We start from the raw sequence: 22,070 nt of genomic DNA, 5'->3' as shown, positions 1-22,070 counted from the left end.
ATGCCAACGAATCCGTACCATTACTGGACCCGTACTCGTCCGTGTGCTGTGCTTGCAGCCGTGAATAATAAGGACAAGCGGCATGGGCGGAAACTGGCGCGACCGGACGGCGACGAATTTCGAATGCCAGAAGATGCCGGCGGTATCGAGCCGCGGCATGGTGGTCAGCAACCATCCACTGGCCTCCAGCGCCGGCGCGGAGATGCTGGCCGCCGGCGGCAACGCCATCGACGCCGCGATAGCGACCCTGTTCACGCTGACCGTGGTCGAGCCGATGATGGTGGGCATCATCGGCGGTGGCATGGCGCACATCCGGCTCGCCGACGGCAGCCACCGTTTCATCGACGGACAGAGCACCGTGCCCGCGGCGGTGCTTGACACCAGCTACACCCCCACGCCGGGTTCCGCGCATGATGTGTTCGACACCGTCGGCAATGAAAATCTCAACGGACCAAAGGCGGTCGCCACGCCGGGCTCGCTGAAAGCCTGGTGCGAGACGCTGCGCTGCTTCGGCACCATGAGCCTTGCCGACGTCATGCAGCCCGCGATCAAGCACGCCGCGCGCGGCTATGCGACGACACCCTATCTGCACGAATGCATCACCGAGAGCGCCGCCGAGATGCGCAAGGACAAGCCGATCGCGGCGATCTATCTGCCAGACGGCGAGCCGCTCAAGGTCGGCGAGCGCGTGGTACAGGCCGAGTATGCCGAGACGTTGCGGCATATCGCCGACCACGGCGAAAAGGCGCTCTATGAGGGGCCGCTTGGCGATATCCTGGTCGACTATATGGAAAAGGCCGGCGGCTTCATCCGGCGCAACGATCTCACCAGCTACAAGACCGTCGAACGGCAGCCGATCCGCGCCGATTACCGCGGCTGGACTATCTTTGGCCCGCCGCCGCCCGCGGCTTCCGGCGTGCATATCGCACAGATGCTGAACATCCTGGAAGGCTACGACATCCAAGGCCTCGGCTTCGGTACGCCCGAGACCATCCACTATCTTGCCGAGGTCCTGAAGATCGCATTCGCCGACCGCGCCGCGGCCAGCGGCGATCCTGATTATGTCGGCGTCCCCGTGGAGCGGCTGACCTCGAAGGCCTACGCCGAGGAGCGCCGCGCTGCGATCGATCCGGCACGGGCGCAGAGCTGGGGCGCCGGCGTGTCGCAGCTTGAAGGCGCTCACACCACGCACATGACGGCGGCGGATGCGTTCGGCAACGTGGTTGCGACCACGCAGACCATCAACAATCTGTTCGGCGCCAAGATCATGATCCCGGGCCTGGGCGCCATCGCCAACAACTACATGAACCTGTTCGATCCGCGTCCAGGCCACGCCCTGTCGCTGGCGCCGGGCAAGCGGGTGACGACCTCGATGTCGCCGATGATGGCACTCCGTGATGGAAAGTTGCGCTATGCGCTCGGCTTGCCCGGCGGAAAACGAATCTTCCCGAGCGCGATGCAGGCGCTGCTCAATCTGATCGACCACGGTATGAGCTTGCAGGAAGCAGTCGAGGCGCCGCGGGTCTGGACCGAAGGCAATGCGCTTGAGGTCGAGCAGAGGGTGCCGGAGAGCGTGCGCGCGAAGCTCGCGGAGCTCGGCCACAAGGTGCAGCCTGTCGCGGCAGTCGCCGGCGGCATGAATGGTATCGCCTTCCACGACGACGGCACCATGAGTGGCGCCGCTTGCTGGCGTGCGGACGGCACGCCGGTCGGGATCTCGGGTGGTCTTGCGAAGGCCGGGATCAGGTTCAGGCTGAGCTAGGTCTCATGCCCCGGACGCAGCGCAGCGCTTCTTCAGCGGCGCGCATTTCATGCCGCACCGCGCCCGGGACACGAGAGCTACTTGCGCACGCAGATCACGCGCACGACAGCGGCTTTCGCATCTGTGGACGTTCCGTTCGCCGCGACACCGTTCGCCTTCAGGAAATCGCGCACCGTCTCCGCGGAGACCATCACCGCCTGCGACGCCGGCACCGACGTCGCGGGGCCCGCAACCATCGCCGGCTTCAATAGTGCGATGCCGGCGAACTTGCCGTCGCCGTCGATGGCGGGGCTGCCGGAGAAGCCGACAGACGGTGGCGGTGAGAGTGGGGAATCGCCACCACCGACGGATGCCAGCGTAGCCTTGAGGCTCGACACACCCGCGGCTCCGCCCTGGCTCTGCGGATCCGCGATACCGATGACATCGACACTCGTCTTCGCTGCGCCGGCCGCGAGGTTGAGGGGCTCCAGGCCGCGGGCGCCGTAAATATGCAGCAGCGCGAGGTCGTGTTCCCGGTCCTCGGCGAGACGGTCGGCGCTGCCATAGCCGGCGATCGTGATCGCGAGGCAGCTATCAGTGACGAGGCGGTCCGTGAGGATCGCGCCATCGTCGCTGACGACAATGCCGGTGCCATATTCGACGGTCTTGCGTGGCGGCGGCCCCGCCTGTGGCCCCGACGGAAACGCGTTGAAGGCGCTCGACATCGCGATCACGACCGGCTCGACCGTGTTCTCGGTCGCCTGATCGTAGAGGATCGTCATGATGCGGACCTCGTCACCCCTGGAGGTGCCGCGCAAATAGAATTTCTTCAGGCCCTGCAGACCCGACAGCACGAAGAAGTCGGGCTTTACCACGGTGTAGTCGACCTTGCGACCCGGCTCTTTCTTCTCCGCTTCGGCAAGCTTGGCTGTGGTCGGGTTCGCCTCCTTGCGGCGGCTGAGCAGAACCTGCACCGTGCCAGTGGGCGAGGTCCATTTCGAGCCGTTGGCGTCGGTCGCCTGCTGCGGCACCAGCTTTGAGGGAATGCCGAGCCGCGCGCCGCTGGTCATTTCCGTCACGATCTTCCAGCCGACGCTGTCCTGTTTGCGGCGCGCGGTCTCGGCGAGCGCTGCGCGTTCCTGCGGATTGAGCACGCCGGTCGCCTTGCCGCCCTTGGCCTTCTGATACTCCTTGATGGCCTCGACCAGGCGCGCGCTGACGTCGCCGGTGATGGCGCCGTTATACTGGCCGACCCAGGCGAGGTCGGACTGCAGCGACAGCCGCTCCGCCTGCGCCATGGCATCGGCCGTCGCAGCCGGCGTCTGCAATGCAGGAGGCCGGATCGGAACGGTCTGGACCGGCTTCGGCTTGGTGCCGGGAAGCTGCGGTGTCGTCATCTGGGCGTTCGCGCCTGTCGCAGCCGCAAACATCAGTGTTGCCGCAAGCATCGATCTCATGACAAATCCAGCCCGCCCATTGAACGCAATGCCATTGAAGCACATCTCGTTGGTCGCGAACAATGTTGCGGTGGTTCAGACCGGCAGGAGAGGTCTAGCTCCTCATCCTGAGGAGCCGCGTAAGCGGCGTCTCGAAGGATGAAGGCCGTGCAGCCGCAGCGGGGCCTGCATGGTTCGAGACGGCGCTTCGCGCCTCCTCACCATGAGGAGAGGATCTGGAAGGATAACGATGCTGAGCCCGGACGAACTCGAACGTTATGCCCGCCATATCGTGCTGCGCGATGTCGGTGGCCCCGGCCAGGCTGCGCTGAAGCGGGCCTCCGTGCTGGTGATCGGCGCCGGCGGGCTCGGTGCGCCCGCTTTGATGTATCTGGCGGCCGCCGGCATCGGTACGCTCGGCGTGGTCGATGACGACGTGGTGTCGCTGTCGAACCTCCAGCGCCAGGTCATTCACACCACGCCCGATATCGGCCGGCACAAGGTCGAGAGCGCGGCCGAACGGATCTCGGCGCTCAACCCGCATGTCCGCTTCGTCGGTCACGCCACCTGGCTCAATGCCGACAATGCGCTGTCGCTGATCGGGGACTATGACCTCGTGCTCGACGGCTCCGACAATTTCTCGACCCGCTATCTGGCCTCGGACGCCTGCTTCTTCGCCAAGAGGCCGCTGATCACGGCGGCGCTCGGCACCTTCGATGGCTCGCTGACCACCATCCGCGCGCATGAGACAAACGAGCAGGGCGAATTCAATCCGACCTATCGCTGCCTATTCCCGGAAGCGCCGCCGCCCGGGACCGTGCCGGCGTGCGCGGAAGCCGGCGTCATGGGCGCGCTCGCGGGCGTGATGGGCTCGATGATGGCGCTGGAGGCGATCCGCGAGATCGTCGGCTTTGGCGACGGCCTCGTCGGCCGCCTCCTGATGATCGATGCGCGCGCGATGCGCTTCGAGACGCTGCGTTACGCGCGCGATCCCGCCAATCCGCTCAATGGCGATGGGCCTGTGATCACCGATCTCAGCGCCCATCGCACTTGATTGCAGACGTTATGCTGTGGCCGGCTTCTCGCTGTCGAGATGCGCCATCTGCTCAGCGGCGTAACGCGTGCCGGCAGCGACATCGGGCGGGAAGGCCGTTGCCAGCACGGCGAGATGAGCCGGCGTCAGCGTGACCTTGGCCGCGCCGAGTGCTTCGGTGAGGCGGTTGCGGGTGCGGGCGCCGACCAGCGGCACGATCTGCTTGCCTTGCGCCGCCACCCAGGCGATCGCGACCTGTGCCGGCGTCGCGCCAATCTCAGCGGAGATGGCGCGCAGCTGCTCCACCAATGCGAGATTGGCATCGAGATTCGATCCCTGGAAGCGCGGCGTCATCAGCCGGTAGTCCTTGCCTGTCTTGCCGGAGTCCTTCGACCAATGGCCGCTGATGAGGCCGCGCGCCAACACGCCGTAAGCCGTGATGCCGATGCCGAGCTCGCGGCAGGTCGTCAGGATGTCGCGTTCGATGCCACGCTCGATCAGCGAATATTCGATCTGGAGATCGGCGATCGGGTGCACGGCATGCGCGCGGCGGATGGTGGCGGAGCCGACCTCGGACAGGCCGATATGTTTGATGTAGCCGGCCTTCACGAGATCGGCGATGCCGCCGATGGTCTCCTCGATCGGAATGTTGGGATCGAGCCGCGCCGGACGGTAGACGTCGATGTAGTCGGTGCCGAGCCGCTGCAGCGAATAGGCTAGGAAGTTCCTCGTTGCGGCCGGCCTCGTGTCCATGCCGGTGAATTCGCCGGCAGGACCGCGCAGCGCACCGAACTTGACACTGATCTGCACCTTGTCGCGCGGCACCTCCTTGAGCGCTTCGCGCACCAGCATTTCATTGTGGCCCATGGCGTAGAAATCGCCGGTGTCGACCAGGGTAATGCCGGCATCCAGTGCGGCGTGGATCGTGGCGATGCTCTCGCCGCGATCGGCGGGGCCGTAGACCTCGGACATGCCCATGCACCCGAGACCGAGAGCGGAGACGGTGGGACCGGTCGAACCGAGTTTGCGCTGTTCCATGATGGCTCTCCTCGAAAAGGCGCTGACTGCGCCGCGTGACGAGGCCTGATATGCGCTTGATCGATTGCGCCGATAAGCTGGACAATCGAGAATGGCTTGTTCACATTAACGAACAATGGCTGAGCCCGACCTGCGTGATCTCGACGTCTTCATGGCGGTCGCCCGCACCCGCAATTTCCGGCGCGCGGCGATCGATATTCGCGTGTCGGTGTCGAGCCTTAGCCAGCGATTGCGGGACCTGGAGGAGCGCCTCGGCGTCCGCCTGATGAACCGCACCACCCGCAGCGTCGCCCTGACCGAGGCGGGCGAGCTGCTGCTGTCGCGCGTGGCTCCGGCGCTGCGCGATGTCGGCGAGGCCCTCGATCAGGTCCGGGGCCTGCGCGAGATGGCCTCGGGCCGGCTGCGCATTAACGCGCCGCCACCCGCGGTCGATCTCGTGCTGGCCCCCATGATCGGGCCGTTCCTTAAGGCCTATCCGCAGGTCGACCTCGAGATCGTTTCCGAGAGCGGGTTTGTCGATATCGTCAGCGCGGGCTTCGATGCCGGCGTACGTTATGGCGAGCATCTCGCGCAGGACATGGTCGCGATCTCGCTCAGCGGCCCGCAGAGCTATGTCGTAGTCGCTTCGCCCGATTACCTCGCGCGCCGCGGCAAGCCGGAGCATCCGAAGGATCTGCTCGACCATAATTGCATCCGCGCCCGCTACTCCAGCGGTGTCATGCACGATTGGGAGTTCGAGAAGGCCGGCCAGCTGGTGAAGGTCGATCCGCCGGCAAAGCTGATCTCGACCAACATGGGCCTTTCCATGCGCGCCGCGCTCGACGGCGCCGGCATCTGGGCGACGCTTGATGGTTATGTCGGCGAAGCCCTGAAGTCCGGCGCGCTCGTCAGTCTGATTCAGGATTGGTGCGAGCCGTTTCCCGGGCCGTTCCTGTACTATCCAAGCCGGCGACAAACGCCGCCGGCGCTGCGGGCCTTTATCGATTTCGTTGCCGACTGGCGCAAGCGCGAAACACGCAGCAAATAGACCTCACAGCATGCTCGGCAGCACGCGATCCGGCGGCTTGTGCGCATCGAGGAAGGTTCGGATGTTGATGATCACCTTCTCGCCCATCTCGACGCGGCCCTCGATCGTGGCCGAGCCCATATGCGGCAGCAACGTCACCTTGCCGGCCTTGGCGAGCCGCACCAGCTTCGGGTTCACCGCGGGCTCGTGCTCATAGACATCGAGGCCGGCGCCGCCGATCTCGCCGCCTTCGATCAGCTTGATCAGCGTGTCCTCGTCGGTGACCCCGCCGCGCGCGGTGTTGACGATGTAGGCGTCCTTGCGAATAAGCTTCAGCCGGCGCGCCGACAGCAGATGGTAGGTCGCCGGCGTGTGCGGACAGTTCACCGAGATGATGTCCATCCGTGCCAGCATCTGGTCGAGGCTTTCCCAATAGGTCGCGCCCAGCTCTTCGGCGATCTTCGGCGCCACCGGCCGACGATTGTGGTAGTGGATCTGCAAGCCGAAGGCGCGGGCGCGGCGTGCGACCGCCTGGCCGATGCGGCCCATGCCGATGATGCCAAGGCGCTTTCCGCCGATGCGATGGCCGAGCATCCAGGTCGGCGACCAGCCCGGCCAGGGTTTTCCTTCCGTCAGGATCGAGGCGCCTTCGATCATCCGCCTGGGCACGGCGAGGATCAGCGCCATGGTCATGTCGGCGGTGTCTTCGGTCAGAACTTTCGGCGTGTTGGTGACGGTGATGCCGCGGGCATGCGCGGCCTCGACATCGATGTTGTCGACGCCGTTGCCGAAATTCGCGATCAGTTTCAACCTGCAGTCGGGCTGGTTGACGATGTCGGCGGAGATGTGGTCGGTCACGGTTGGGACCAGCACGTCGGCGGTACGGGCGGCTTCCGCGATCTGCTCGGGCGACATCGGCGTGTCGTCGAGATTGATCCGCGCGTCGAACAGCTCGCGCATCCGGGTCTCGATCGAATCCGGAAGCTTGCGCGTCACCACGACGAGGGGCTTTTTCTTCACCGACATGTCCTGCCCTCATGAGGCGTTGCGAGCCGCCTCTGTCGCCAAAGGCCGGCCGTTGAGGCCTCATTAACCCGGTTGTTCGACACTGCGCTTGCCGTGTCGTCCCCGGCGTTTCCTTCAAGCTCTCCCGACATTTCCGGCCGGAAAATCGGGACAAACCGGTTGTTCAGATGTCCGTCCTCTCTAGCAGAAGGCCGGGCCAAGACAAGAACCACGGGTAAAGGGCTCGGGAACACCCGCGTGGGGCGGGGTCAGGGGCGACAGCGGCCTGGTTTGGGAATTTAGGGCGAGGGACCGGCTCGGCCGGACCTTCGACAGGAGACGGGTTGATGGCGTTGGGGCGTTTTTGTTCGGTGATGGCGCTCGTTTGCACCTGGTTGAGCGCTTCGGTCAGTCCCGGGCATTCGGCAAAGGACAACACCCCTCAGACGGCCTCAGGCCTCCCGGTGCCGCGCTACGTCAGCCTGAAATCGGATCACGTCAACGTCCGCGCCGGCCCGACCAAGGACAACGACGTCGCCTGGGTCTACACCCGTTCCGGCCTGCCGGTCGAAATCACCGCCGAGTTCGAGAACTGGCGCCGGGTCCGCGATTCCGAGGGCGCCGAGGGTTGGGTCTATCACTCGCTGCTGTCGGGCCGCCGTACTGCTGTCGTCACCATGAAGCACAAGGACGAGCTCGCGCCGATCTACGACCGCGCCGATCCCGAGAGCGCGGTTGCGGCCAGGCTCCAGGCCGGTGTCGTCACCCAGGTGAAGAAGTGCACTGCAAACTGGTGCCGCGTCAGCGGTAACGGCTTTGACGGCTGGATCCAGCAGGAGCGCCTCTGGGGCGTCTACTCGGACGAGCAGGTGAATTGATCTGGGCGGGAGCGGAACTGTTGCTCCACCGTCATGCCCGGGCATCCACGCATTTTTCGACGCCTGACCGAATAACGTGGATAGCCGGGACAAGCCCGGCCATGACGATCAAATCAGCAGTTCAGGATAGATCTCAGCGCTTCTTGCGCAACCGTACGACCATGTCGATGCGGGCGATCTCGTAACCCGCGGGCACCTCAGGCATCTTGGACAGCGCCAGATGCGGATCCTCGATGTCGACCAGCTCATGGCTGTTCTCGAGGTAGTAGTGATGGTGGGTCGTGACGTTGGTGTCGAAATAGGTCTTGGTGCCGTCGACGCTGACCTGACGCAGCAGACCGGCATCGGTGAGCTGGTTCAGCGTGTTGTAGACGGTCGCCAGCGAGACCGGCACCTTGGCCAGCGTCGCTTCCTCGTAAAGCATTTCAGCCGTGAGGTGACGTGCACCCTTGCCGAACAGGAGCCAGCCGAGCGCCATGCGCTGGCGCGTGGGGCGAAGCCCTGCGGACTGGAGCATTTCGTTGACGTCGTGCCACGGGCAGCCGGTCAACGCCGGCTGGCGGCCGGACATAAGAGCCGCCGCATGGGCCTCTTCGTCGCGATGGGGCGCGTTATTTTCGTTCATTTCCAGCTTCGGGCACGCGTGAACACTGTCGTTGCCCAACATATATGGAGAGATAGATGCAGATGCAAGTTTCTCGCAACTAGAGCGGTTCTAATCAGGCAGGGAACCGGGGTGGCGGCCCGTCATTTTACCTTCATGAGAGCGCTTTGCTACCCGAAATGGCCTGTGTTAGAGAGCCCGCGGTTCCGCTTAACCCATTTTGGCGCGACCCGGCATTGAGGGCCGCTCGCTATCCATCCAGGGTCCTTCGGTATTCTCGTCTGACAATGGCAACAGATGTCGCCTTTCGAACAGGATGGGGCCCATTTTCGCCGGAAACGCCGCTCAATCGGGGTTTGAACACAAAGGCTTCCGCATGCTGAACAGGCGCAACGGTTACGAATATGAAGATCTGCTGGCATGTGCCCGCGGCGAGATGTTCGGCCCTGGCAATGCGCAATTGCCGCTGCCGCCGATGCTGATGTTCGACCGCATCACGGACATCAGCGAGACCGGCGGCGAATTCGGCAAGGGGGTGGTGCGCGCCGAGCTCGACGTGAAGCCCGACCTCTGGTTCTTCGGCTGCCACTTCAAGAACGATCCGGTGATGCCCGGCTGCCTCGGGCTCGATGCGCTGTGGCAAATGGTCGGCTTTTATCTGGGCTGGAGCGGCGGTGAAGGTCGCGGTCGCGCGCTTGGCCTGAACGAGCTGAAGTTCAGCGGCCAGGTGCTGCCGGAGGCCCGCAAGGTTGTGTACAACATCGATATCAAGCGCGTGATGCGTTCAAAGCTGGTGCTCGGTATCGCCGACGGATGGCTTTCGGTGGATGACCAGATTATCTATCGCGCAAAGGATTTGAAGGTCGGCCTGTTCAAGCAGGGCACGAGCCTGGGCTGAGCGCATCACCACGAAGACAACGATTGAGGCGAGGCTGTCATGAGGCGGGTTGTGGTCACCGGGATGGGCATTGTCTCCTCCATCGGAAACAACACCCAGGAGGTGCTTGCGAGCCTTCACGAGGCGAAGTCGGGCATTTCGCGGGCTGAAAAATATGCCGAGCTCGGCTTCCGCTCCCAGGTGCAGGGTGCGCCGACGCTCGATCCTTCGACGGTGGTCGACCGCCGCGCCATGCGTTTCCTCGGTCAGGGCGCGGCGTGGAATCACGTCGCGATGGAACAGGCGATCCAGGATTCCGGTCTTTCGCCCGACGAAATTTCCAATATTCGCACCGGCATCATCATGGGCTCCGGCGGTCCGTCGGCGCGCACCATCGTCGAAGCCGCCGACATCACCCGCACCAAGGGACCGAAGCGTGTCGGGCCGTTTGCAGTGCCGAAGGCGATGTCCTCCACGGCCTCCGCAACGCTTGCGACCTGGTTCAAGATCAAGGGCGTGAACTATTCTATCTCGTCGGCCTGCGCGACGTCGAACCATTGCGTCGGCAATGCCTATGAAACGATCCAGATCGGCAAGCAGGACGTCATCTTCGCCGGCGGCTGCGAGGAGCTGGACTGGTCGCTGTCGGTGCTGTTCGACGCCATGGGCGCGATGTCCTCGAAGTACAACGACACGCCTGCGACGGCCTCCCGTCCCTACGACGTCAACCGCGACGGCTTCGTGATTGCCGGCGGAGCCGGCGTGCTGGTGCTGGAAGAGCTCGAGCATGCCAAGGCGCGGGGCGCACGCATTTACGGCGAGATCGTCGGCTATGGCGCGACGTCCGACGGCTACGACATGGTCGCACCATCAGGTGAGGGCGCCGAGCGCTGCATGCGCATGGCGATGTCGACCGTGAAGACCAAGGTCGACTACATCAATCCGCACGCGACATCGACCCCGGCCGGCGATCCGCCGGAGATCGACGCACTCCGCAGGGTGTTCGGAAGCGGCGAGAAGTGCCCGCCGATCTCGGCGACCAAGGCGCTGACCGGTCACTCCCTGGGCGCAACCGGCGTGCAGGAAGCGATCTATTCGCTGCTGATGATGAACAATGGTTTCATCTGCGAGAGCGCCCACATCCAGGAGCTCGACCCCGTGTTCGCCGACATGCCGATCGTGCGCAAGCGCATCGACAACGTCAAAATCGGCACCGTGCTGTCGAACTCCTTCGGCTTCGGCGGCACCAACGCCACGCTGGTGTTCAGCCGGCTGGATGCGTAATTTTGGCACGCTGTCATGCCCCGCGAAGGCGGGCATCCAGCACGCCGCAACTTCTCGATTTGCAGTAATCGCCTCGAAATACTGGATCGCCTGCCCCAGTGCGCAAGTGCGCGCAAGGCGGGCGATGACGCCGGAATAATGGGAGCTATCAGGCAATGGAAGGTTTAATGAAAGGCAAGCGCGGTCTGATCATGGGCATCGCCAATGATCATTCGATCGCCTGGGGCATGGCGAAGACGCTGCATGCCCACGGCGCCGAGCTTGCCTTCACCTTCCAGGGCGAGGCGCTGGGCAAGCGTGTTAAGCCGCTGGCGGAGCAGCTTGGCGTCGACATGGTGCTGCCCTGCGACGTCGAGGACATCGCCAGCGTCGACGCCACATTCACGGCCTTGCGCGAAAAGTGGGGCCGGCTGGATTTCGTGATCCACGCGATCGGCTTCGCCGACAAGAACGAGCTCAAGGGTCGCTACGCCGACACCAGCCGCGAGAATTTTTCGCGCACCATGGTGATCTCCTGCTTCTCCTTCACGGAAGTGGCAAAACGCGCCGCCGAGCTGATGACGGAGGGCGGCAGCATGATCACGCTGACCTTCGGCGCCTCGGAACGCGCGATGCCGAACTACAACGTGATGGGCGTGGCCAAGGCGGCGCTGGAAGCCTCGGTGCGCTATCTCGCCTCGGATTTCGGACCGCGCGGCATCCGCGTCAACGCGATCTCCGCCGGCCCGATCCGCACGCTCGCCGGCTCCGGCATCGGCGAGGCGCGCGCGATGTTCGCCTTCATGCAAAAACATTCGCCGCTCCGCCGGGGCGTGACGCTCGACGAGCTCGGCGGCTCGGCGCTGTATCTGTTGTCGGATCTCTCCGGCGGCGTGACCGGCGAGATCCACTATGTCGATTCCGGCTACAACACCGTCCTGATGCCGCGGCCGGACGATTTGAAGGCGCAGGATTAGCTCTCGTAGAGTGGGCAAAGGCGCGCAAGCGACGTGCCCACGATTTCTCAATAATCGAGACCAGTTCCTGCTGCGAAGGACGTGTCGATCAGCGCGCGTCGCTGTTGCGCGCCGCTCGTTGAACCCCGATCAGCAGCGGCAGCGTCTTGTCGAGGCTTTCCGTCAGCATGGCACGCACGTCGTCGCGCAGTGCGGGATTGTCGGCGGCATCTTCAGGGCGGGTTGGAAACGATTCTGCGGGTAGTTCGCGATAGGGGCCGCCGATTTGCACGCCCAGGAGCCTCTGCACCATAAGGGAATGATGCGTGTTGATCAGCGCAGAACTCTGTCTGACAACGGAGAAGTCGCGCCCATCGAAGATGCGGACAAACGCCAGGGCGTAGAGATAGATGCGACGCCCGAGCACCACATCATGGTTGAGGATGCCGAAGCCGCGGACCGTATAGTTGGATGACCCGAAAGGGCTGATTGAATTGAGGATCTGGATGTAGTGCCGGCAATTCGTTCCTTTCACGACGTCGCGCATGTATTGGGCCAGCTCCGCATTGAGATCGCGGAACAACCTGTCCTTCAATGTGTCCTTGGACTCATCGCGGGGAGGAAATTTCGCCGGGTTGTAGGGGATTCTCAGAACGGACACGCCGGCAGGGATCGTGGCGCGAATCCGCGCGAAGATCAGATCATTGAGTCCCCAGCCCGGGATCGGGACGACCGTCTTCTTGTGCTGAAATACGGTCAGGCCGGTCGTCAGCACGGTGAACTCATCGCCGGTGGTGACGACGACACCGAAGTCGCACGGGCCGCCGACCACGGGAGCGGGTTTGCCCGTCGCTTCACGCCGCGTGGTCGTCTTGTTGTTGCTTTGCTTGACGGCTGATCCTGCCGTTTCCGCCCCTGGTGGTACCAATTTGGTCTGCGCCCAAGCAGATGTCGAAAAGCACCACGCGACGGCCGCAAGGACGACGAGCCGGGCCAAAACGTCAAATGCAGCCCAGCCGCAGGAAGCGGACGAGCGATAGTCTTTGTCGCGTCCCCTCGGCAAAGGCGCTTACTCGCCCTTGATATACGCGGGTAGATACCTGTCCAGCTGGGCCGTGAGCAGGCTGCGTGTGCTGTCACGCAGCAATGCACTGCTGGTCACCTGTTCAGGGGTCTTGGGAAATTCGAGATTGTTGAGGATTTGCATATTGTCGTTCTTGTTGGAGAAACTCGAAGCAATCACATCGCCGAAGCTGCGGGTAGGCGCCCGATGGATGTCGAAAGTCCGTCCGTCAAAAACGTTTATGCGGAAATAGGAAACCACGACGCCGCGCCCGGAAGGGCTCGCCCAATTCTTGTAGACCCCGAGGCCCTCGATTGATTGATTGGTGCCATCCACCGAAACGCGGGCTTTCGTGGCTACGACGTAGCGTTCGCAATTTGCAGCTCCGGCGATCTGCCGCACCAGCGCCGTCAGGTCGTCGCGGTCATTGCGGAACAGTTTCGCTTCCGGATGATAGTACGGCCTGAAGGCTCCGCTTGCGTAAGCGACCTTTCGGACAGCCGTGCCGGGAGCCGTGGCGCGAACCCTCGCGACGAACAGATCATCGATACCCCACGTCTCGATCGGCGCCTCCATATACTCGTTGCCGAACATCGTGAGGCCGACATGTTGCACCGAGAACTGGTCTCCGATCGCGGAAATGACGCCGATCTGACAGGGGCCGCTCTCCGCCGCAACTGGCTGTTGTGCAGCCGGTTTGGCCTTCGGCGCCGCCTTCTTGACTGCCTTCTTGGCTGGCGCCGCCGTCTGAGCGGGAGGCGCGGTGGTTGCGGGAGGGGTTTGCGCGGCTGCCGTGGTGAGCAGGGACAGCAACGCGATCAGCGAGACAGCAATTCGAAGCATCGATTCCGGGAGATCAGGGGGCAGGAGGACGGCGGATACGCCACAGTAAATTGGAACCGTGACAACCGCAAGCTGCACCAGGCGACCACTGCCTATCCGGCGGGTCGCTGCCGCCGCCACCGATAATACTTCATCATGAATCCGTTCGACGGCTCGACCTCTTCTTTCTCGAACACAAAGCCCTCGCGCTCGTACCAGCGCCAGGCTTTTTCGTTCTCGCGGATGCAGCGCAGAGACATCTCGTCGGGCATTTGTGTGCGCGTGAAGCCAAGCAATTGGCGGCCGAGCGATTGGCCCTGATAGGCGGGCGCGACGAACAGCATGTCGAGATAGAGTTTTGGCAAATGCAGCGCCAGCATCGCGGCGATCGTGCCGTCGTCGTCGGCGACGAACAGGCTCCAGCCGTCCTCGGTCTCGCGCCGGATCCGTGCACGCAGGTTTGCCAGCAGGAAGTCGCTCGTCTCGCCGAGGCCGGTCGAGACCCAGCTCTCCATCCAGATACGGCCGATCTCGTCGTATTCGTCCGCGCGGGCTGGGCGAATGATGGGATGCGACATCGAGGCCTCAGGTTGGCTTGCTGCGCACGGATGGACGTGCGCGCACCTTGCCCGCCGACAGGCACACCACCTCGGAGATTTGCAGGAGTTGCCGCGCCAGCGGGCTGGTCTTGCGCCAGACCATGCCGATGGTGCGCGACGGCTGCGGGTCGCGGAAGCGCGCGAGCGAGACCGAGGCCGATCGCGTCTCAACTGACACCGCCATCTCGGGGATCAACGTGACGCCGATGCCGGCGCTGACCATCTGGACCAGCGTCGACAGCGAATTGGCATCCAGCATCTCGCGTGGCGGCGCCGATTGCATGTTGCAGAATGACAGCGCCTGATCGCGGAAGCAGTGCCCCTCTTCGAGCAACAGCAGCCGCATCTCGCGCATCATCTCCCGCGACGGTGCCGGCGTTCCCTCATCCGCACTCGGCCGCACCAGCAGGAATTTTTCCTCGAACAGGGCGACCTCGGTGAGCGAGGGCTCGGACACCGGCAGCGCCACGATGGCGGTATCGAGCCGACCCTCCACCAGTTCCTGAATCAGCCGCGGCGTCATCGTCTCGCGCACGCGGATGTCGAGCTCCGGATGCATGCGCGTCAGATTCTTGGTGATCGTCGGCAGCAGATAGGGCGCGATCGTCGGAATCATGCCGATGCGCAGCCGTCCGGAGAACCGGTCCTGCGAGGCGCGGGCGAAATCGCCGAGCTCGTCGACCGAGCGCAAGATGTCGCGGACGCGCTGCGCGAGCTCCTCGCCAAATCGGGTCAGCGCCACCTGCCGGGCGCTGCGCTCCAGCAGCAGACCGCCGAGCGCCTCCTCCAGCTCCTTGATCTGCATCGACAGGGCAGGCTGCGAGATCGAGCAGGACTCAGCCGCGCGGCCGAAATGACTGTGACGGGCCAGGGCGTCGAAATACCGGAGCTGGCGCAGCGTGAGGTTTAGCATCAGAAAATCTTATCGCTGCGATCATTAAAGTCAACTTCCCCTGATCGAACGTGAAGCTTAGAGTGTTTCTACCTGGTCAAAGGCGCGAGTTCGACGCCACCAGAGGAGGTATTCATGGACGACACTTCAAAGTGCCCGTTTTCGGGTGGAAAACGTGTGCCGGCGAACCGCGATTGGTGGCCGACCCAGCTCAGCATCGAGATGCTGCACAAGAATTCCGCCAAGTCCGACCCGATGGACAAGGACTTCGACTACGCCAAGGAATTCAAGTCGCTCGACCTGAACGCGGTCATCAAGGACCTGACCGCTCTGATGACGGAATCGCAGGAATGGTGGCCCGCCGACTTCGGTCACTACGGCGGCCTCATGATCCGCATGGCCTGGCACAGCGCGGGCACCTACCGCACCACCGACGGTCGCGGTGGCGCCGGCGCCGGACAGCAGCGTTTCGCGCCGCTCAACAGCTGGCCCGATAACGCAAATCTCGACAAGGCACGCCGTCTGCTCTGGCCGATCAAGCAGAAATACGGCCGCAAGATTTCCTGGGCCGATCTGATGGTGCTGGCGGGCAACGTCGCGCTGGAGTCGATGGGCTTCAAGACCTTTGGCTTTGCCGGCGGCCGCGTCGACGTCTGGGAGCCGGAAGAGCTCTATTGGGGTCCGGAAGGCACCTGGCTGGGCGATGAGCGCTACAGCGGCGAACGCCAGCTCGCCGAGCCGCTCGGCGCGGTGCAGATGGGCCTCATCTACGTCAATCCGGAAGGCCCGAACGGCAAGCCGGATCCGATCGCCGCGGCCAAGGACATTCGCGAGACCTTTTTCCGCATGGCGATGAACGACGAGGAAACCGTCGCACTGATCGCCGGCGGCCACACCTTCGGCAAGACCCACGGCGCCGGCGATCCGTCGCTGGTCGGACCGGAGCCGGAAGCGGGCGCGCTCGAAGATCAGGGCCTCGGCTGGAAGAGCAAGCACGCGTCGGGCATTGGCGGCGATTCCATCACCAGCGGTCTCGAGGTGACCTGGACCACGACGCCGACGAAGTGGAGCAACAACTTCTTCGAGAACCTGTTCAAGTACGAATGGGAGCTGACTAAGAGCCCGGGCGGTGCGCAGCAGTGGACGGCCAAGGGCGCCGAGGCGATCATTCCCGATGCCTTCGACAAGTCCAAGAAGCATCGGCCGACGATGCTGACGACCGACCTCTCGCTGCGTATGGATCCGGCCTATGAGAAGATCTCGCGCCGCTTCCTCGAGAATCCCGATCAGTTCGCGGACGCCTTCGCCCGTGCCTGGTTCAAGCTCACCCATCGCGACATGGGTCCGGTGGTGCGCTATCTCGGTCCGCTGGTGCCGAAGGAAACCCTGATCTGGCAGGATCCGATCCCTGCTGTGAATCACGAGCTGGCCAGCGAGCAGGATATCGCCTCGCTGAAGACCAAGATCCTGGCCGGTCTGTCGGTCTCGGAGCTGGTCTCGACCGCCTGGGCGTCGGCCTCGACGTTCCGCGGCTCGGACAAGCGCGGCGGCGCCAACGGCGCGCGTATCCGCCTCGCCCCGCAGAAGGATTGGGAAGTGAACGAGCCGGCTCAGCTCTCGAAGGTCCTGGGCAAGCTCGAAGCGATCCAGAAGGACTTCAACGCGTCATCCGGTGCGAAGAAGGTCTCGCTGGCGGACCTCATCGTGCTCGGCGGCACCGCCGCGGTCGAGAAGGCCGCCAAGGATGCCGGCGTCGACGTCAAGGTCGGCTTCACGCCGGGCCGCATGGATGCCTCGCAGGAGCAGACCGACGCCGCTTCGTTTGCTCCGCTGGAGCCGCGGGCCGATGGCTTCCGCAACTTCATCGGCAAGCGGCAGCAGTTCATGATGCCCGAGGAGGCTCTGGTCGATCGTGCGCAGCTGCTCCGGCTTACCGGCCCGGAGATGACGGTGCTCGTCGGCGGTCTGCGCGTGCTCGGTGCCAATGCGAACGGTTCGAAGAACGGCGTCCTCACCTCGAAGGTGGGAACGCTGAGCAACGACTTCTTCGTCAACCTGCTCGACATGAGCACGCAGTGGACGCCGGCCGGCACCGACGGCACCTATGAGGCCCGCGACCGCAAGACCAACGCGGTCAAGTGGACCGGCACGCGCGTCGACCTGATCTTCGGCGCACACTCGCAGCTTCGCGCCTACGCAGAGGTCTATGCCACGTCGGATTCCAAAGAGCAGTTCGTCAAGGACTTCGCCAAGGCCTGGACCAAGGTGATGAACCTCGATCGCTACGACATCGCGGCCTGATTCCAAAGTTCGGCAAGCGACAAACAAAAAGGGCGGCCGCGAGGCCGCCCTTCGTGTTTCTGGCAGGTAGCGAGATTTACTCGCCGGCCGCTTCGCGCGCGGGCTGCTGGCTCTCGCCCTTGCCCTCGAGGTCTTCGCCGGTCTCCTGGTCGACCACCTTCATCGACAGGCGGGTCTTGCCGCGGTCGTCGAAGCCGAGCAGCTTGACCTTGACCTTGTCGCCTTCCTTGACGACGTCGGAGGTCTTCTGCACTCGCGCCGAGGCGAGCTGGCTGATGTGGACAAGGCCGTCCTTGGAGCCGAAGAAGTTCACGAAAGCGCCGAACTCCATCACCTTGACGACGGTGCCGTCATAGATCTGGCCGACTTCCGGATCGGAGGCGATCGACTTGATCCACTTGATCGCGGCCTTCATCGCCTCGCCGTCGCTGGAGGCGACCTTCACGGTGCCGTCGTCCTCGATGTTGACCTTGGCGCCGGTCTTCTCGACGATCTCGCGGATCACCTTGCCGCCGGTGCCGATCACTTCGCGGATCTTGTCGGTGGCGATCTTGAAGGTCTCGATGCGCGGCGCGTATTCGCCGAGCTCGGCGCGGGCGTTGGTGAGCGCCTTCGACATCTCGCCGAGGATGTAGATACGCCCATCCTTAGCCTGACCGAGCGCGACCTTCATGATCTCCTCGGTGATGCCCTCGATCTTGATGTCCATCTGGAGCGAGGTGATGCCCTGCTCGGTACCGGCGACCTTGAAGTCCATGTCGCCGAGATGGTCCTCGTCACCGAGGATGTCCGAGAGAACCGCGAAGCGCTTGTCTTCGAGGATCAGGCCCATTGCGATGCCCGCGGTCGGCCGCTTCAACGGCACGCCGGCGTCCATCAGCGCGAGCGAGGCGCCGCAGACCGATGCCATCGACGAGGAGCCGTTGGATTCGGTGATCTCCGACACCACGCGCGTGGTGTAGGGGAATTCGTGGTGCGGCGGCAGCACCGGGTGGATCGCACGCCAGGCGAGCTTGCCGTGGCCGATCTCGCGGCGCTTGGTACCGCCGAGGCGGCCGGTCTCACCGACCGAGTAGGGAGGGAAATTGTAGTGCAGCAGGAACGTCTCTTTGTACGTTCCCGACAGCGCGTCGATGTACTGCTCGTCCTCGCCGGTGCCGAGCGTGGTCACGACCAGCGCCTGGGTCTCGCCGCGGGTGAACAGCGCCGAACCGTGGGCGCGGGGCAGCACGCCGACTTCGGCGACGATGTTGCGCACGGTCTTGGAATCGCGGCCGTCGATGCGCTTGCCGGTGTCGAGAATGTTCCAGCGAACGATCTTGGCTTCGAGCTCCTTGAACACGCCGCCGATGCGCAGCTTGTCGTATTTCGGCTCTTGGCCTTCCGGGAAGTAGTGCGCGATCACCTTTTCCTTGACCTTGCCGACCGCGGCGTAGCGATCCTGCTTGACCGGAATGGCGTAGGCGGCGCGCAGTTCCTGCTCGACCATGCCGAGCATTTCCTTTTCGAGCGCCGAATTGTCGATCGCGGTGACCTCGCGCGGCTCCTTCGCGGCCTTTTCGGCGAGCTCGATGATCGCGTTGATCACCGGCTGGAAGTGGCGGTGACCGAACATCACGGCGCCGAGCATGATCTCTTCGTTCAGCTCCTTGGCTTCCGATTCCACCATCAGCACGGCGTCCGCAGTGCCGGCGACGACGAGGTCGAGCTGAGTGTCGACCATCTCGTCGAGCGTCGGGTTGAGGATGAACTCGTCATTGGCGAAGCCGACGCGCGCGGCGCCGATCGGGCCCTTGAAGGGAGCGCCCGACAGGGTCAGCGCAGCCGATGAGGCCACCAGCGCGACGATATCGGGATCGTTCTCCATATCGTGCGAGAGCACGGTCACGATCACCTGGGTCTCGTTGCGCCAGCCGTCGACGAACAGCGGACGGATCGGACGGTCGATCAGGCGGGAGACCAGCGTTTCCTTCTCGGTCGGACGACCCTCGCGCTTGAAATAGCCACCGGGAATGCGGCCGGCTGCGTAGGTCTTCTCCTGGTAGTCGACGGTCAGTGGCAGGAAGTCGACGCCTTCACGCGGTGACTTCGCGGCAACGACGGTGGCGAGCACCACGGTCTCGCCGTAGGTCGCGACGACGGCGCCGTCGGCCTGGCGGGCGATCTTGCCGGTTTCAAGCTTGAGAGGGCGTCCACCCCAGTCGATCTCGACTGAATGCTTATTGAACATAGAGGTCTTCTTTCATGGGTTCTCGAAAGAAGGACGGGTCGAAAAACAAAAACCATGCGCAAGATTGCGGGACGTTGATCGAAGCGGGCGATCAGCGTCCTGCGATCCTGCCATGGTTTTTGGATTTCGGATGGCGTCCATCCCTTCGGGTCATACGGGCGCCTTGCCCGTTGTGCCCAGCCGCCGGATTGCTGCTGGACTGTCAGTCGGCACGAACGCGAACACCGAAGCGCGGTGTTCGCCCATCATGCCCGGATGCTCGCCGTCAACGGCTCGCATCCGACGCGCACGCAGCCTCGACGAAAAACCTTTAAACAAACGCTTTCGTTCGAAATCACGCGCGAAAACGCGCGCCGGTTGGCGCGCGCAAGAACTCTTAACGACGAATGTTGTGCTTCTCGAGCAGCGCCTTGTAGCGCGCCTCGTCCTTCTTCTTCACATAGTCGAGGAGCGAGCGGCGGGTCGAGACCAGCTTCAAGAGACCGCGACGCGAATGATTGTCCTTCACGTGGGTCTTGAAATGGTTGGTGAGGTTGGCGATGCGTTCCGACAGGATCGCGACCTGAACCTCTGGCGAGCCGGTATCGCCGGCCTTGTTGGCATTCGTCTTGATGACTTCCGCTTTGCGTTCTGCGGCAATCGACATCGTCAATTTCTCTCGTTGCGATCGGCGCTGGCAGTCAGGCCGGTCAGGTTGAACACACGCTTGGGGATGATTTCGCCATTGCCGACTTCGGCAAGCGCGAGAAGCCGGCCTGCCACCGTGACATAGACTGTGCCGCTACAAGTGGGCGCATCCCGTCCGCGCAACAAAACGGCCTGGCCCCGATGGAGCCTTGCCGCATCAGCCCGAGTGACGGCCAGTGCCGGGATGTCGTCCAGCGCGGTCTCAACGGGCATAAGCGCGTCGGCGAGGCTACCCTCGCCGGACGCGGCTCTATCGCACAAAGCCTCCAGCTGATCCAGCGGAATCATGTCGTTCTCGCCAAATGGGCCGACCAGGGTCCGCCGCAGTGCGCAGATATGGCCGTAAGTGCCGAGAATCCGGCCCATATCGCGGGCCAGCGCGCGGACATAGGTGCCCTTGCCGCACTCGGCCTCGAACACGGCCCGGTCGCTATCCGGTTGATCTACAAGGCTTAATCGGTGAATCTCGACCGGGCGCGAGGCCAGTTCCACGATCTCGCCGTCGCGGGCGAGGTCGTAGGCGCGCTCGCCCTGGACCTTGATCGCGGAATAGCGCGGCGGGATCTGCTGGATCACCCCGGTGAAACGGGGCAGCAGGGCCTCGATGGCCTCCCGAGTCGGGCGCTGGTCCGAGGTTGCGGTCGCCCGGCCCTCGATGTCGTCGGTGTCGCGCTCCTCGCCCCAGCACACCGTGAACCGGTAGCGCTTGCGGCCGTCCATGACGAAGGGGACGGTCTTGGTGGCCTCGCCGAGCGCGATCGGCAGGCCGCCGGAGGCCAGCGGATCTAGCGTGCCGGCATGGCCGGCGCGTTTGGCGTTGAACAGGCGCTTGAGCACGGCAACGGCCTGCGTCGAGGTCATGCCGATCGGCTTGTCGAGCACGACCCAGCCGTGGACGTCGCGACGGTCGCGGCGCGGCTGGTTGCCCTTCTGCTTGTTGGCGCGCGGATCGTTGTTGACGCGGCGCGGCTCTTGAGCGGGCTGAGAATTGCCGCTCATGTCCGCAAAATTATTCTTCTGCACGTCGAGCTGATCGGCCTCTTCGCCGCCGATCGTGCCGTGAGCCGGGTCCATCGTCATCGTTCTTCTTCCCGATCCGTATCCGGATCCTGTTCCAGGTCCTTCTGCACCGCGGGTGTTCGCAAAAGCTTCTCGATCCGTTCCGCTTCGTCGAATCGTTCGTCGACGCGGAAGCGAAGGTCAGGTGCAAATTTCAAGTTAACGCGCCGCGCGACCTCGCCGCGCAGGAATTTCTTGTTGCGCTCGAGCGCAGCGAGGACGATCTCGGTGTCGCGGCCACCGAGCGGCATCACGTAGACTGTTGCGAGCTTCAGGTCGGGCGACATCCGCACCTCCGGCACGGTGATGATGTGACCTTCGAGGTCAGCATCATGCACGCTGCCTTGCGCCAGAATCTCGGCTATCGCATGGCGAACCTGCTCGCCGACCCGCAACTGACGTTGCGAGCCGCCAGACGCGGAACTCTTTTTTTGATGATGGCGGGGCATGGTCTGAAAATCACCTCGTCATGCCCGCTTTTGGGACACGGGCATTGTCATTTGTCTTGCTGAAACGAAGAGGGGTGGATGGCCGGAAAAAATCCGGCCATCGTACTCCCGCAATTCAGTTCAAAAAAGAT

Annotated in this window: 20 protein-coding genes; 8 read left to right on the top strand and 12 right to left on the bottom strand. The window is 63.8% G+C overall.

The genetic code is table 11. From position 1 onward, the window contains the following. Positions 1–82 precede the first annotated feature (82 nt). Positions 83–1,762: a gamma-glutamyltransferase gene (gene ggt / locus IVB19_RS36450; RefSeq protein ID WP_247370542.1), complete on the top strand. Its 1,680-nt coding sequence runs from the start codon at positions 83–85 to the stop codon at positions 1,760–1,762. A 77-nt stretch (positions 1,763–1,839) separates the two neighbouring features. On the opposite strand, the gene IVB19_RS36445 is transcribed toward ggt, so the two are convergent. Next, the gene (locus tag IVB19_RS36445) at positions 1,840–3,198 is read right to left on the bottom strand and encodes a serine protease (protein WP_026233023.1); all 1,359 of its coding nucleotides are present in this window, start codon (positions 3,196–3,198) and stop codon (positions 1,840–1,842) included. Between the two features lie 229 nt (positions 3,199–3,427). Between IVB19_RS36445 and IVB19_RS36440 the strand changes: the two genes are divergently transcribed. Beyond that, the gene (locus IVB19_RS36440; RefSeq protein WP_018455782.1) at positions 3,428–4,231 is read left to right on the top strand and encodes a HesA/MoeB/ThiF family protein; all 804 of its coding nucleotides are present in this window, start codon (positions 3,428–3,430) and stop codon (positions 4,229–4,231) included. Between the two features lie 9 nt (positions 4,232–4,240). Here IVB19_RS36440 and IVB19_RS36435 read toward each other — a convergent pair whose 3' ends face one another. Continuing rightward, entirely contained in the window at positions 4,241–5,248 is a 1,008-nt protein-coding gene (locus IVB19_RS36435; protein ID WP_018455783.1) for an aldo/keto reductase, read from the bottom strand. 115 nt (positions 5,249–5,363) lie between these two features. On the opposite strand from IVB19_RS36435, the gene IVB19_RS36430 reads away from it, so the two are divergent. Then, positions 5,364–6,275 carry a LysR family transcriptional regulator gene (locus IVB19_RS36430; RefSeq protein ID WP_247295885.1) on the top strand — a complete coding sequence of 304 codons (912 nt, stop codon included), beginning with the start codon at positions 5,364–5,366 and terminating at the stop codon, positions 6,273–6,275. Positions 6,276–6,278: 3 nt separating this feature from the next. On the opposite strand, the gene IVB19_RS36425 is transcribed toward IVB19_RS36430, so the two are convergent. Beyond that, on the bottom strand, positions 6,279–7,280 hold the full coding sequence (locus tag IVB19_RS36425) for a 2-hydroxyacid dehydrogenase (protein ID WP_018455785.1): 1,002 nt from the start codon (positions 7,278–7,280) through the stop codon (positions 6,279–6,281). Positions 7,281–7,606: 326 nt separating this feature from the next. Between IVB19_RS36425 and IVB19_RS36420 the strand changes: the two genes are divergently transcribed. Beyond that, positions 7,607–8,137, top strand: coding sequence for an SH3 domain-containing protein (locus IVB19_RS36420; RefSeq protein ID WP_026233024.1), 531 nt, complete (start codon positions 7,607–7,609; stop codon positions 8,135–8,137). A 133-nt stretch (positions 8,138–8,270) separates the two neighbouring features. Here IVB19_RS36420 and irrA read toward each other — a convergent pair whose 3' ends face one another. Further along, a complete protein-coding gene (gene irrA / locus IVB19_RS36415) occupies positions 8,271–8,762 on the bottom strand; it encodes an iron response transcriptional regulator IrrA (protein WP_018455787.1) in 492 nt (163 codons plus the stop codon). 355 nt (positions 8,763–9,117) lie between these two features. Between irrA and fabA the strand changes: the two genes are divergently transcribed. The 3 genes from fabA to fabI all read left to right on the top strand — a co-directional run bounded on the left by fabA (position 9,118) and on the right by fabI (position 11,858). Then, positions 9,118–9,639 (top strand): bifunctional 3-hydroxydecanoyl-ACP dehydratase/trans-2-decenoyl-ACP isomerase, encoded by a 522-nt coding sequence (gene fabA, locus IVB19_RS36410; RefSeq protein ID WP_007603915.1) that lies wholly within the window; start codon positions 9,118–9,120, stop codon positions 9,637–9,639. A 39-nt stretch (positions 9,640–9,678) separates the two neighbouring features. Continuing rightward, the gene (gene fabB / locus IVB19_RS36405; RefSeq protein ID WP_026233025.1) at positions 9,679–10,902 is read left to right on the top strand and encodes a beta-ketoacyl-ACP synthase I; all 1,224 of its coding nucleotides are present in this window, start codon (positions 9,679–9,681) and stop codon (positions 10,900–10,902) included. 155 nt (positions 10,903–11,057) lie between these two features. Beyond that, entirely contained in the window at positions 11,058–11,858 is an 801-nt protein-coding gene (fabI, locus tag IVB19_RS36400) for an enoyl-ACP reductase FabI (protein ID WP_026233026.1), read from the top strand. An 88-nt stretch (positions 11,859–11,946) separates the two neighbouring features. Here the strand turns inward: fabI and IVB19_RS36395 are convergent, their stop codons facing one another. The 4 genes from IVB19_RS36395 to IVB19_RS36380 form a co-directional block, all read right to left on the bottom strand. Then, the gene (locus tag IVB19_RS36395; RefSeq protein WP_240550533.1) at positions 11,947–12,834 is read right to left on the bottom strand and encodes a hypothetical protein; all 888 of its coding nucleotides are present in this window, start codon (positions 12,832–12,834) and stop codon (positions 11,947–11,949) included. Positions 12,835–12,906: 72 nt separating this feature from the next. Then, positions 12,907–13,863: a hypothetical protein gene (locus tag IVB19_RS36390; RefSeq protein WP_231189580.1), complete on the bottom strand. Its 957-nt coding sequence runs from the start codon at positions 13,861–13,863 to the stop codon at positions 12,907–12,909. After that, a complete protein-coding gene (locus tag IVB19_RS36385; RefSeq protein WP_018455792.1) occupies positions 13,836–14,300 on the bottom strand; it encodes a GNAT family N-acetyltransferase in 465 nt (154 codons plus the stop codon). The genes IVB19_RS36390 and IVB19_RS36385 overlap by 28 nt, the downstream gene beginning before the upstream one ends. 7 nt (positions 14,301–14,307) lie before the next feature. After that, entirely contained in the window at positions 14,308–15,234 is a 927-nt protein-coding gene (locus tag IVB19_RS36380; protein WP_018455793.1) for a hydrogen peroxide-inducible genes activator, read from the bottom strand. 114 nt (positions 15,235–15,348) lie between these two features. Between IVB19_RS36380 and katG the strand changes: the two genes are divergently transcribed. Further along, positions 15,349–17,514 carry a catalase/peroxidase HPI gene (gene katG / locus IVB19_RS36375; protein WP_247820848.1) on the top strand — a complete coding sequence of 722 codons (2,166 nt, stop codon included), beginning with the start codon at positions 15,349–15,351 and terminating at the stop codon, positions 17,512–17,514. Positions 17,515–17,590: 76 nt separating this feature from the next. Here katG and pnp read toward each other — a convergent pair whose 3' ends face one another. The 4 genes from pnp to rbfA form a co-directional block, all read right to left on the bottom strand. Continuing rightward, positions 17,591–19,744 carry a polyribonucleotide nucleotidyltransferase gene (gene pnp / locus IVB19_RS36370; RefSeq protein ID WP_018455795.1) on the bottom strand — a complete coding sequence of 718 codons (2,154 nt, stop codon included), beginning with the start codon at positions 19,742–19,744 and terminating at the stop codon, positions 17,591–17,593. A 376-nt stretch (positions 19,745–20,120) separates the two neighbouring features. Beyond that, complete coding sequence (gene rpsO / locus IVB19_RS36365; protein WP_007598346.1) at positions 20,121–20,390, bottom strand: 30S ribosomal protein S15; 270 nt, start codon at positions 20,388–20,390, stop codon at positions 20,121–20,123. Between the two features lie 2 nt (positions 20,391–20,392). After that, positions 20,393–21,511 carry a tRNA pseudouridine(55) synthase TruB gene (gene truB / locus IVB19_RS36360; protein ID WP_018455796.1) on the bottom strand — a complete coding sequence of 373 codons (1,119 nt, stop codon included), beginning with the start codon at positions 21,509–21,511 and terminating at the stop codon, positions 20,393–20,395. Beyond that, positions 21,508–21,939, bottom strand: a complete 432-nt coding sequence (gene rbfA / locus IVB19_RS36355; RefSeq protein ID WP_026233028.1) for a 30S ribosome-binding factor RbfA — start codon at positions 21,937–21,939, stop codon at positions 21,508–21,510. The genes truB and rbfA overlap by 4 nt, the downstream gene beginning before the upstream one ends. Positions 21,940–22,070 lie beyond the last annotated feature (131 nt).

It is taken from the genome of Bradyrhizobium sp. 187 (genome assembly GCF_023101005.1).
Taxonomy (GTDB): Bacteria; Pseudomonadota; Alphaproteobacteria; order Rhizobiales; family Xanthobacteraceae; genus Bradyrhizobium; species Bradyrhizobium canariense_D.
This window is presented reverse-complemented; position numbering and strand designations above follow the sequence as displayed.